At 49.5% G+C, this 12,482-nt stretch carries 8 protein-coding genes and 1 pseudogene; 1 reads left to right on the top strand and 8 read right to left on the bottom strand.

The window, feature by feature from the left end:
* Nucleotides 1-23: 23 nt before the first annotated feature.
* The 3 genes from ACRPFF_RS02475 to ACRPFF_RS02485 all read right to left on the bottom strand — a co-directional run bounded on the left by ACRPFF_RS02475 (nucleotide 24) and on the right by ACRPFF_RS02485 (nucleotide 4,072).
* Nucleotides 24-1,913 (bottom strand): Z1 domain-containing protein, encoded by a 1,890-nt coding sequence (locus ACRPFF_RS02475; protein ID WP_411712408.1) that lies wholly within the window; start codon nucleotides 1,911-1,913, stop codon nucleotides 24-26.
* On the bottom strand, nucleotides 1,914-2,954 hold the full coding sequence (locus ACRPFF_RS02480; RefSeq protein WP_432673697.1) for a restriction endonuclease PLD domain-containing protein: 1,041 nt from the start codon (nucleotides 2,952-2,954) through the stop codon (nucleotides 1,914-1,916).
* Nucleotides 2,951-4,072 (bottom strand): DNA cytosine methyltransferase, encoded by a 1,122-nt coding sequence (locus ACRPFF_RS02485; protein WP_411712406.1) that lies wholly within the window; start codon nucleotides 4,070-4,072, stop codon nucleotides 2,951-2,953. The genes ACRPFF_RS02480 and ACRPFF_RS02485 overlap by 4 nt, the downstream gene beginning before the upstream one ends.
* Nucleotides 4,073-4,363: 291 nt before the next feature.
* Between ACRPFF_RS02485 and radA the strand changes: the two genes are divergently transcribed.
* Nucleotides 4,364-5,743: a DNA repair protein RadA gene (radA, locus tag ACRPFF_RS02490; RefSeq protein ID WP_432673698.1), complete on the top strand. Its 1,380-nt coding sequence runs from the start codon at nucleotides 4,364-4,366 to the stop codon at nucleotides 5,741-5,743.
* Between the two features lie 275 nt (nucleotides 5,744-6,018).
* On the opposite strand, the gene ACRPFF_RS02495 is transcribed toward radA, so the two are convergent.
* The 5 genes and pseudogenes from ACRPFF_RS02495 to ACRPFF_RS02515 all read right to left on the bottom strand — a co-directional run bounded on the left by ACRPFF_RS02495 (nucleotide 6,019) and on the right by ACRPFF_RS02515 (nucleotide 12,481).
* A complete protein-coding gene (locus tag ACRPFF_RS02495; RefSeq protein ID WP_432673699.1) occupies nucleotides 6,019-6,498 on the bottom strand; it encodes a DUF302 domain-containing protein in 480 nt (159 codons plus the stop codon).
* Nucleotides 6,499-6,557: 59 nt separating this feature from the next.
* On the bottom strand, nucleotides 6,558-6,917 hold the full coding sequence (locus tag ACRPFF_RS02500) for a rhodanese-like domain-containing protein (protein WP_432673700.1): 360 nt from the start codon (nucleotides 6,915-6,917) through the stop codon (nucleotides 6,558-6,560).
* Between the two features lie 38 nt (nucleotides 6,918-6,955).
* Nucleotides 6,956-10,567, bottom strand: coding sequence for an exodeoxyribonuclease V subunit beta (gene recB, locus ACRPFF_RS02505; RefSeq protein WP_432673701.1), 3,612 nt, complete (start codon nucleotides 10,565-10,567; stop codon nucleotides 6,956-6,958).
* Between the two features lie 232 nt (nucleotides 10,568-10,799).
* Nucleotides 10,800-11,708 (bottom strand): annotated as a pseudogene (locus ACRPFF_RS02510) (Dyp-type peroxidase).
* A 329-nt stretch (nucleotides 11,709-12,037) separates the two neighbouring features.
* Nucleotides 12,038-12,481 (bottom strand): phage virion morphogenesis protein, encoded by a 444-nt coding sequence (locus tag ACRPFF_RS02515; protein ID WP_301883530.1) that lies wholly within the window; start codon nucleotides 12,479-12,481, stop codon nucleotides 12,038-12,040.
* Nucleotide 12,482 lies beyond the last annotated feature (1 nt).

Genomic DNA, 12,482 nt, shown 5'->3' on the forward strand with positions numbered 1-12,482 from the left:
GAAGTTTTCAGACGGTATATGCTTCATTTTGCACTTCGGTACACCAAGCCATTGTGTGGTAGCTTGATATTGGGTAACCAAAAATTTTTCCCCATCCAACCTTTATCTTGATTGCCTTCTACTTGATAAATAGTTAAAAATAAATCGTTAGGGTATTCGTTGCCCAGTTTGCGGTCGTCTTCCGAGAGCATAGTCCCTGTTCCTTTAGATAAATTTCGATTTTTCTTTATTAGGACATAAAACTTAAAACGAGGGCGTTGTACTGTTAAAGCTTCTACGCTGGAAATAAATTCTTCTTTATTCCAGTCATCGGGTTTGAAATTGCCCAAATTATTTAGAATCAGTCTGAAGCCATCAACATCGGTACAGTATAAATCAGGTTGTATTTCAATGTTTAAAGCAGAGGATAAAATAGCATCTAATGCCGATAAATTGTTTTCGTCAGGGTAGGTTGGGAAATAATTCACGCCCCCGACCAGTTCATTGATGTAGGCTGCATTTAGTACATTTTTTCGCGTCGGATTGATATTTTTCGGATAAATAATCTGGATTTCTCCATGATTCTGCTTTGCCTGCTCAATAATCAGATTGTTTGCCTGATTGAGTTGAACAAAGAAATGATAGACATCAGACGGAATATAAAGCCGTAACAATGATTTATCTCGGTCATATCCAAAAATGCGCGAATGCTGCCAGAAAGTATCTGCATTCGGTTTTTTAGCTGTACGACTGTAATAAACTGTTTGCAGTTTTGGAATAGTCAAACCACGACCAATCACATTACCACCAATAATGATATTGAAACCTTTTTCCAAGTCAAAATCTGCTTCTGTCTGCGAATTAATGACAAGAGTAGAGATTTGTTTATTCTCCAAAAGTGCGGTCAATTTTTCGTATATTTCATCAAAGTGATGAATATCGGGCTTGGTCTTTTGCAAATCCAAATAACTTTCTTTAAAGCTACCTGCAAGATCTTCCCCATTATTGACTGCTTGCACTAAGTCATTTAAAAAGGCTTGGATTTTCTTTGAAAAGGCTTGATGATCTTGAATTTTATAGCTTGGATGCAGTGCAAAATTACAGTTAGTTTTATTACATAGCGCGAATTCTGCACAGGTTATTAGAAAACTAAGCAATGCCTGTTTTGCTCCTTCGGCAATTTCACCACTCTCGTCTTTCATATCATCCAATTCACTATCAATAAACCGAACGATATAGCTAGGTGGATCAGAAAAGACAAAGTTGCCACCGATGTATTTTTCGCCTGCTTCAAAGAAGTGGATAAATTCAGGTTGCCAATCGGATGCTTCGTGTTGCAATAAAAGCGATTGAGGTGTGGCTGTCAACTGGATAAACAGGCTTTGACAGCAGGAATTTTTGATGTCATTTAATAGTTTATTGATGGTGCTAGCATCTTTATTGTGCTTATCTGCATTGGTATTTAAGCTAGCTGTGTCTGCTTCATCATCCACAATGACCAAAGGGTAGCCTTTCAGGCTACTTTGACTGGCAAACAGATTACGCCAACGTCTCAATACACGGGCATTCTTTTTAATCACGACCAAGATGGGGTTTTCTGCCTTCATTACTTCCATAAAACTTCGGTCGTCAGCTTCAGACAATACGATAAAGTTTTTCAGATTGGCTTTGGCTCGTTTGACTGTTTGATCCTGTAAATCTACGCTATCAGTAGTGAGGTACAGAAAAACTTTATGATCGCCATCGTCAGCCAGCGCGCTTAATACTCCCAAAACCTGCGCCGTTTTTCCACTTTGAACATTGCCTAGCAATAAAACATTTTGGGCGATTTTCGGCTCAGTTTGCGATAATTTTTCCATAAAACCATCAACGGTTTTTCTTACGGAATCAGCCAATTCAGGCGGGGTTAATTGATTTAAGTAGGTTTTTAGCATTTAGTTTTTTCCCTTAAATGAGAGTAGCCAGACATTAGGGTTGTCAGTTGAACGGAATTCAAAATGATCATTGCCGTATTGGTGTAAGGTTTCATGCGTAATTTTCTCGTTATTTTGCAGGCAGCCACGGCTTTCCAAGCGACCTTTAATCCATTTTCCAAGTGTTTTCAAATCATTTTCTGAGCGGAAATTTTTGGAATAATCTCCAGATGTCTTGCATTGAAATTGCCAACCGTCATCTGTAATAACTGTAAAAGACTTAAAAAGCGGATAACCTTCTTGTGAGGTGATGTTTTTGGGTACAATTAACTCCACTTCATACCAAGGTCTTGGTTTGACAAAACCCCGCTTATCTCGCCTCCCCTCTCCAAAAAATACATTCAAATTACTTTTTTCTTCGGTTTTAGCTGGAATAGAGAAATTATATTTTGACGTTTGGGCAAATAATTGCCGAATCTTTTCTGGTGCAACTTTCTGCACACCCAAACAATTTTCTAAATGACTGTTATGTTCAATAAATTTACTCGGTCTTTCAACTTCTTGGATATTTTTGCCTAGCTTATGAATGGTATTTTGAATATCTACATACAACATCTGTGCATCCTTACCGTCCAAATGTAACATGGTTTCATAAGTACGCTCCGTACTATCCCAAAAACACGTTAAGTTAGCAGAACCAATTAATCCATTGATTTGTTGATAATTTTTAAAGGAATACATTTTTCCGTGAAATTTCACAANGGGAGAAACATAGACAGCCCCTCTTTTCTCATGTTGCAAAAAATCATTTAATTTACATAAGCTGTCATATTGCAAATGGCTAAAACCTTCTAAATAATGCATTCCGACCAATAAATTTATTTTTTGAATGTGATCGTTTAGCTCCAAAATTTTATGTAGTTCAACTACTGCATCATTAGATACATAACCTGTTGCCATTAACACTTCATCCGCTGACTTAAATAAATCCATCCAAACCGTATTAAGCGATTTTTCAGTGATTTTGGCATTGGCAATATTAGAAAAAACAGTATTCATCATTTACCTCCACGAATTTTGCTTAATCGGTCATGGAATAAAATTTCTTTTTCTGCGATCAATTTCTCATGCAAATCTACTTTTTCGTAGTTGCCTGAAAAAATCGGTAAAATGCTTTTTGCCAGTTCAATCACGCCCTGAGGAGGAACAGCATTACCAATCTGGCGACGTACTTCAGTTGTTGAACCAACAAATTCGAAATCATCAGGAAAGCTTTGCAACCTTGCGCGTTCACGATTAGTAAAGGCACGTGGTTCAGGAAAGTGGTAGCCCCAAGTACCACCGCCACCTGCTGCAATAATTGTTTTTGACGGTTCATCTCGGTGCATTCGACGATAGACATGGCTAATCATACCTTTTACATATAAAGGATGGTCTTTGGGAATATCGGTAAAATTACCGCCTTCAGGAATTAATTCCAACATACTTCGTGTTTTATCACTGATTTTCAGCAATTCATTATTACTCGCATTTTGTGGAATATTAGATATCGCTTGACCAGCAGTTACATATGGTTTTAAACCATTTTCACCAGTCTCATTATGCGTTGGTTTCGGATGGTGAAAATCAAACCCAGTATCTAGTCTTACTCCAACAATCAGAACACGTTCACGAAATTGAGGCACGCCAAATTCTGCAAAGTTATACAACTTCGCCTGAACGTAATAACCACAATTCTCAAAATCGGTAATAATTTGCTGGATGGCTTTTTTCTTGTTAGCAGTCAACAAACCTTTCACATTCTCAGCAACAAAAACTTTCGGTTTTTTTGCATTTACAAAACGTAAAAAGCTTTTATAAAGATTGCCACGTTCACCTTCTAAGCCAGGCTGTTTCCAAATCATGGAAAAGTCTTGGCAAGGAAAACCGCCTAAAATGATATCGCAGTCAGGAATAGAAGGATCATTGGGATCAATTTGTTCAATATCACCTTCTACGATGACATCGCCAATATTTTTACGGAAACTTTCGCAAGCCCAATGGGAAAAATCGTTCGCCCAAACAGTCTCATAACCAGCTTGATGAAAACCCAAATCCAAGCCTCCACAACCTGAAAATAGAGATAGAATTCTGGGTTTATTGTCGGATGAATTAAACTTTGAGATTTTTTTAGATGACATAGGATTTCACTCCTATATTTAGATTTGATAAAAACCCTTGAAGGGATTTTAATAGAGAACTAGGCAAGGTAAGCTTACCATCGTTATTTTGAAATAAAATCATTTTTCTAAAATTTCCATGTAAATTTTTCCTATTATGCCGCAAAAAAACAGCAAGTGCCGCTGCATTAAACTAGTTATGAATACTTGAAATTATAAATAAAGTATTCATAATCCCAAGGTCGTTTGAAAACAACATGATTGTTTTCAAACGACCTTTTCACACATCAAATATTCCACAGGGAAAACATTATGGCAAAATCCCCCAAAACCATCTACCAATGCACCGAATGCGGTGGCACCTCCCCGAAATGGCAGGGCAAATGCCCGCATTGCGGCGAGTGGAACACACTTCAGGAAAGCTTAGCCGCGCCCGAGCCTAAAAACGCCCGTTTCCAATCTTGGGCGGCGGACACTTCGACCGTCCAATCCCTCTCCGCCGTTACCGCCACCGAAGTGCCGCGCAATCCGACCGGTATGGGCGAACTTGACCGCGTATTGGGCGGCGGTTTGGTCGATGGCGCGGTCATCCTGCTCGGCGGCGACCCCGGCATCGGCAAATCCACGCTGCTGTTGCAAACCATCGCCAAAATGGCGCAAAGCCGCAAAGTGCTGTACGTTTCCGGCGAGGAATCCGCCCAACAGGTCGCCCTGCGCGCGCAACGTTTGGAACTGCCCACCGAAGGCGTGAACCTGCTTGCCGAAATCCGCATGGAAGCCATTCAGACGGCCTTGAAACAACATCAGCCCGAAGTCGTGGTCATCGACTCCATCCAAACCATGTATTCCGACCAAATCACTTCCGCCCCCGGCTCCGTGTCGCAGGTGCGCGAATGTGCTGCCCAACTGACGCGTATGGCGAAACAAATGGGCATCGCCATGATACTGGTCGGACACGTGACCAAAGACGGCGCGATTGCCGGCCCGCGCGTGCTGGAGCATATGGTCGATACCGTGCTGTATTTTGAGGGCGACCAGCATTCTAATTATCGAATGATACGCGCCATCAAAAACCGTTTCGGCGCGGCAAACGAACTGGGCGTGTTCGCCATGACCGAAAACGGCTTGAAAGGCGTGTCCAACCCGTCCGCCATCTTCCTCGCCAGCTACCGCGACGATACGCCCGGCTCGTGCGTTTTGGTTACACAGGAAGGTAGCCGCCCGCTTTTGGTTGAAATTCAGGCATTGGTCGATGACGCGCACGGCTTCACGCCCAAACGCCTCACCGTCGGACTGGAACAAAACCGTCTTGCGATGCTGCTTGCCGTGTTAAACCGACACGGCGGCATCGCCTGTTTCGATCAGGATGTGTTCCTCAACGCCGTCGGCGGCGTGAAAATCGGCGAACCGGCGGCGGATTTGGCAGTCATCCTCGCGATGCTTTCCAGCTTCCGCAACCGCCCTATGCCTGAAAAAACCGTGGTTTTCGGCGAAATCGGACTAAGCGGAGAAGTCCGCCCCGTCGCGCGCGGACAAGAGCGGCTCAAAGAAGCGGAAAAACTCGGCTTCAAACGCGCCATCGTCCCCAAAGCCAATATGCCGCGCAACACCAAAGAGTTTCCTAACCTGAAAATCTACGGCGTTTCGAGTTTGCAGGAAGCCATTGATATTTGTCGGGAAGATAGGGATTGAAAGGAAATGCCGTCTGAAATCGGGTTTCAGACGGCATTTGGTTTGTGGCGGATTGAAACAAGAAGGCATACCGGCGACAGATAAGATTTGCGGCAAAGTTGCCTGTGATATGGCAAAAACACACACGCCCGTCATCCCTGCGAAGGCGGGAATCCGGAATCGTCCGTTTCGGCAATGATTGAAAATCACGGCAATCCAACCGATTGGATTCCCGACTTCGTGGGAATGAGGGGCGTGTGCATTTGATTTCCATCCGCCATATGTCGGCGACGGGCTTATTCGCCTACGGTTTTTTGTATCAGTTTTTCGGCGTTTGCCAAAGTGTTTGCCACTTCGTCAAAACCGATGCGGCTGCCGGCAATCAGGGCGTGCGTATCGGTATAGCCGGTGCGTACTTTGCCGTCCGTTTCAGTAACGAGGACGCGCAGGGGCAGTTGCAGGGCGAAGGCGGGGTCTTTGACCATCAGCGGCGTACCGGCTTTGGGCGTGCCGAAGACAATGACTTTTGCCGGCTGCATCGTTAAGCCGTTTCGGCGGGCGGCTTCCTGATGGTCGATGACGGCAAAAATGTTCATCCCTTTGCTTTTTATGGCGGTTTCAAGGCGGCTGACGGTTTCGTCAAAACTGTATTTTGAGGTGAGGGTATGCGTGGTCATGGCGGTTTCGTTTTGGGTTTGCGGTTCACCGACAGAATGCGCCCAAGCGGTTGAGAGGGCGAATACGGCGGCGGCTGTCAGGGAAAATATACGTTTCATTGTGTGCTTTCAAAATAAATGCCGTCTGAAAAGAAGGCAGCCTTTCAGACGGCATGATGTTATTTCATGCCTTTTTTGAGCAGGTCTTCATAACCGCCGTGATTGACAACCTTCGTATAGCCTGCTTTTTTCAGCTCTTGAAGGGCAACTTCGGCACGCCGTCCGCTGCGGCAGTACAGGTTGACCGGTGTGTCTTTGTCGGGTGCGGCTTCGTGTATGCGGCGGACGATTTGGTCGACGGGGATGTTGATCGCGTTGTGCAAATGCCCTTCGCTAAATTCCTGTTCGGAACGGACATCAATCCAAACGGCTGCATGTTGTGCGGTTTGGGCGGCGGATACGGGTTTTTGCGGGGCTGCCTGCGCGGCAAAGGCGGCTGAGGCAATGAGCGCGGCAGTAATCAGGTGTTTGATATTCATAGGGTTCTCCTGCGGTTGTCGTCTTAAGGGACGGGAAGTTATTTTATCTGTTCCAAAGCGGCGGCATCTATGTCCCAACGCCAAACGCCGCCTTTGCCATCCAATCCGCGTAGGAACAGGTAGCGGATGGAAATGGCGGCGGGCGGTTGTCCGCGCAGTTTGAAGTAGCGCGCGGCGGCAACGGCGTAAATCAGTGCCTGAAGGTAATAGTGGTGGTGCGCGACGGCTTCGTCCATCGCCTGCCGCGTGTAGGCGGATGCGTCCGTGCCGAGGTGGTTTGATTTGTAGTCGATGACGCAGATATTGCCGTCGGGGTCTTGGCAAACCATGTCGATAAAGCCGTTTAAAAAGCCGTTGACGGTGTGGAAGTCGAGCGTTTCGGCGGCGGCACGGCAGACTTCGGGCAATCGGATATCGTCGCGGGCAAACCAGTCGCGCAGCCGTTTGAGGCTGAAGTTTTCGGTGTGTAGGGTAAAGCCCATTTCGGGGCAGCGGTACTCGGGCGGGATGTCGGACAGGCCGTATGCCCCCGTCAGCGGCGTTTTGCGGCAGGCTTCCGCCATTTCGGCAACGGCGGGCAGCCATATTTCTTCAAAACCGTATTTTTTCAGCTTGTCGGTGATGAGGGTTTCCTGTTCGGCGGCGGCTTGTTCGAATTTGAAATCTTCAAGAATTTCGTGCAGGCACAGCCCCGCCTGCGTGCCTTTCGGAAAGTCGTGTATCGATATGCCGTCTGAAGCCGTCGGCGTTTCAGACGGCATCACCGGCACCGAGGTTTCGGCGGCATCCAAGGACGGGCAGGCATCTTCTTCGCCGCCGTCGGGCGTTTGGGTTTGGCGGCTTAAGGCGGTAAAGCTGGTGTGGCGGATGAAGCGGAAACCGCGCTTGGGAATGTCGGAGGCGGCAAATTCGGCGGTTTGACCGGCGTTGCCGCAATATACGGCAGGGGGCGGAGCATCTTCTGTGAAGGAGAAATTTGTGCTGGAAGGGGCGTTGTCCGCCACGCGCCGCCAGTTGCGTTTGAGCATCGCGATGCCGTCCTTTTCTTGGGCATAGGTTTGGCGGACGGTTTCGCGGCTGTCTTGGGGCGAGCCTTCAATCAGGTAGGCGAGGGGGTTGTCGGCAGTATTGGTGGAATATGCGGCGTAGATGTTGAGCTGTTCCTCGGCACGCGTCAGCGCGACATAAAGCAGGCGCAGGCGTTCCGCCATTTCTTCATCGGCGTATTGCTTCTGTTCGCTTTCCGACAGTTGCGCCTTTGCCAAAAGTTCGGCCCGGTTTGCGCCTTGGTGGAGGATTTGCCAGTCGGACGGTCCGGTATCTTGCGCGTCCCACGCAAACGGGCAGTATACCAGCGGATACTGCAAACCTTTCGAGGCGTGCATGGTAACGATTTTGACCAAATCTTCGTCGCTTTCCAGACGGATGGCGCGGTTGTCGCCGCCGTTGTTGCCGGCCAGGCTGATTTGGTCGCTCAGCCATTTGTGCAGCGCGGCGGGGTTGCGGTTTTGCGCGTCTTCGGCAGCAAGCAGTTCGAGCAGTTGGAAATAATTGGTCAGGCTGCGCCCGTTGTTCCGGCTTAAGAGGCGCGTTTCGATGCCGTGTGTTTGGGAAAACTGCTGCATGGCGGCGAAAATGCCGTATTGATTCCAGTTGTCGAGTGCGGTTCGGGCAGATTCCGCCCAATGCAAAATCTCGCTTTCGTTTTGGTTGAAGTCGTGCAATTGCTGCGCGTCATAACCGAATATGCTGCTTGTCAGGACAAAGCGCAGCGTTCCGGCGCGGCGCGGTTCGAGCCAGAAGCCGATGAGTGCGGAAAGGGCGGCGGCTTCGGGCGAGGCGAACACGGATTCGCGCGAAAGCAGGACGCTTTGCACCTGCCGTTTTTTCAGGGCGGCGGAAACCATTACCGCCTCGTTGTGCGTGCGGACCAGCACGGCAATATCGCCCGACTGCAACGGGCGGCCTTTGAAATTCAGACGGCCTCCGGCGGCTTCGTTGAGCGCGTGGGCGATTTCGTCGGCGCAATAGTCGGCGGCACGGCGGCGCAAAACGTCTTTGTTGGTTTTTTCATTGTCGTTTTCGTGCAGCCAACGAACCTGTACGGCAGGACGTTCGGGGGACAACCTGCTTTCGGCACGCGCCGCACCGACTTCCGAATAGCCGATGTTTTCCAAAACGAACGGGCGTTCTTTGAGGCGGAACAGCGCGCCGATGCTGCCGATAAGCGCGGCGTGGCTGCGGTAGTTGGTGGCGAGCGTGTAGCGGTGCCGCGCGTCTTCCGCCGCCTGAAGGTAGGCGTAAATGTCCGCTCCGCGAAAGCTGTAAATCGCCTGTTTGGGATCGCCGACGAGGAACAGCGGGCGGTTTTGGGCGATGAAGATTTTTTGGAAGATTTCGTATTGCAGCGGGTCGGTGTCTTGGAATTCATCAATCAGCGCGGTTTCCCAGTTTTCGGCAACGGTGCGGGCGAGGGTTTCGGCGTGCGGATTGTCGGTCAGCGCGGTGTGGACATCGAGCAGCAGGTCGTCGAAACTGCGTTCGCGGCGCGATTTTTTCATCTCAGCAAGGCTGCGGTTGAGGTATCCGATTAAATCCAGTTGCAGCCGGATCATTGTTGCTTCTTCCGCTTCTTCGAGTGCGTTCAAATCGCGCCCGAAGTCTGCCAGTTTCTGCAATTCGGCAAATACTGCCGCATCGGGCGTTTTGCCTTTTTTCAGTCCGGCTTCGAGTTTGTCGGACGCAAGTTTCAAGAGCCTGTCGTGCAGCTTTGCCTCCAAAAAGGGCAAATCCGGCGACAGGGCTTTTTGTTCCAACGCGTCAAACAATTCGGCAAAACTGTTTTTCCGATATGAATTGCCGTTTAAAAGGGGATGGATGCGCCAAAAAGTTTCTTTTAATTCAGCCAGATTTCCGCAAATGTTTTGCCAGCTTGCCAAAGCGGCATCCCGGGCTTGCGGAAAATCGGTTTGCGGACGGCGGAAACTCAGGTACGGGCGGGACAGGTAGGCGCGGATTTGGGCAAGGACGGTTTGCGGCACAGCTTTGCGTTTAAACGCCAATGCGGCAAGCACCGGATCATTGCTGACGCGTTCCCGCCAAAAATCTTGCGCCGGGACAAGCAGGCGGTCGCCGTCTTCTTCGGTCAGTTCGACATCGAACGGGGCTTGGCACAGGAAGGCGTAGTCGCGCAGGATACGCTGGCAGAAGCCGTGGATGGTGTAGATGGCGGCGTTGTCGAATTGCCCGATGGCGGCTTTGAGGCGGACAATCAGGCACGTCCGGCTCTCTTTTTGCAAAGCCTGTTTTAAGAGTGCGGGCAGGAAGGTGTCGCCTTCGTGGTGTTCGGCGCAGTAGGCGGCAATGCCGTCTGAAAGCGTGTCGTCTCCAAGTTCGGTAATTTCTTTGCTTTCCAAAACCTGCAACACATCGTCCAAACGCGCGCGCAGGCGTGTTTTCAGCTCGGCGGTGGCGGCTTTGGTGAAGGTAACGACCAATACGCGTTCGACGTTTTTTTGTTCTAATACGATCAAACGTGTAAACAGGGCGGCGATGCCGTAGGTTTTGCCGGTGCCGGCAGAGGCCTCAATCAGGTTGGTGCCGGAAATGGGGGCGGTCAGCGGGTCGAATGCTTGGATGCTTGCAGACATAGTGCGCGCTCGGAAAACGGTTGGACGGTATAGTGGATTAACAAAAATCAGGACAAGGCGACGAAGCCGCAGACAGTGCAAATAGTACGGAACCGATTCACTTGGTGCTTGAGCACCTTAGAGAATCGTTCTCTTTGAGCTAAGGCGAGGCAACGCCGTACTGGTTTTTGTTAATCCACTATAAAACGGGAAAATGCCGTCTGAAAAAGGGTTTCAGACGGCATCGTCCGGCTTAGAGGTTTTGCAGGCGTTCTACAGACGGCGCGTAGTAGTATCCGCCCGAGACGGCGGCGGAGAGGTGCCGGAGCAGTAGGTCGGTTTTGCCGTCCGTATCGCCGAACATACTCAATAATTGCGCTTCGATATTGTGCAGCGTGCGGCAGTATGCGGTAAACATCAAACCGTGTTCGCCGCTGATTTTGCCGAAGGGCAGGCTGCGGCGGACGATTTTCAGGCCGACTCCGTTTTCTTTCAGGTTGACGCGGCCGAGGTGCGAATCGAGCAGGCGGACATCGCGGCTGAATTCGTCGTTGGTTTCCTTGCTGCGTCCGACCGAGGCTTCCTGTTCGGCGACGGGGACGGCATCTCATTTTTTCAAATCGTGCAGGTATTTTTGCAGCAGTACATAGCTGCCGCCCGCATCGGGTTTTCCTTCGGGGATGATGGCGACTTCGCGGATTTTTTCATCGCCCTGCGGGTTTTCCGTGCCGTCGACGAAACCGTCCAGCCCACGATCCTGATACAGACGCAAACCGTGTTCTTCGGACGCGACGCATATGCTGTCGCCGAATGCGCTCAAAACAGATTGGGCAAGCGCGTAGGCGGCGTTTTGGCGGAAGGATTGGATGTGGATGTACATATCGTGCTGCGTGGATGGTGCAAGCCCATTGCCCATTTTGGGGAAGGGTTTGATTTCACTGCCTTCGTCCGTGTGTCCGAATGTTTTCCAGGCTTCGCTGCCGAAGGCGATGGTCAGACCCAAAATATCGTCTGGAAAGCGGGCTTTCAAGGCAGTTAACGCGTCAAGCGAAGCGCGGCAGGCGGCTTTAATATCGTTGAGGCGGTTGGCGGCGAAGTCGGCTTCGATAAAGATACCGGCTTGGGCGTGGTCGGGAATGATGGCGGATTGGGGTGTGTTCATGATGTTCCTTTTTGGTGTCATCTGTTTCGGGTGGATTATAGCACCGAATTGGCAGGCGGATTTTTGCCAGAACAGCGTGCGTGAATCCGCCGTTTGCGTACCTGATGCCGCTTTTCGGTTTCGTGCCGTCCACCCCCTTTATTTCCGCGTCCGGCGGCTTCGGCATATCTTTCCCATTCCTGAAACCTAATGAGATAAATATATAGGGGTTGATGAGAAAAATGGGACGAAAGAGGATGACGGGGGATTTTGTGGGATGGAAAAAATGCAAGGGAGTTGCAAATATTGCAATAAAAACGGACGGTATTTTTATCGTCCGTTTTTTGTTGTCAAAGTCCTTTTTTGAGGGCGGCGATGGCGATGTCGAGGATTCTTCGTTCGGCACCGGGTTGGAGTTGGTTGTTGCCGTTAATGGGGAGATAGGGGCGTGCTGGAAGGTTGGTTTTGTGACCTCGCCCTGCTCGTCCGCCGAGGTGGTGGACGGCGGCGTATTTTTTATTGCTGCCGATTCGAGCATAGTTGCTGCCAACCTGTATAGTCAGGCTGGCGGCAAGTTGCCCGCTTTTTTGCAGGGTCTTGCCTCCCTCATCTGCGGCACGCCGACTTCGTTTCCACCGCTGCTCGCCCCAGCTTTCGGATTCGAAGTTTTCTTCGGTTATAGATAGCAACTCGGTGGCAATACCGCGCATCATGGGGCGGCTGTTTGCGGCGTTTTTAAGGAGCGTACCCAGACCGTGTTCGAGTTTGGCAGCATCGAGTTTGATTTCCAGCATA

This window comes from Neisseria sp. SLRRB23 (assembly GCF_050896295.1).
Taxonomy (GTDB): domain Bacteria; phylum Pseudomonadota; class Gammaproteobacteria; order Burkholderiales; family Neisseriaceae; genus Neisseria.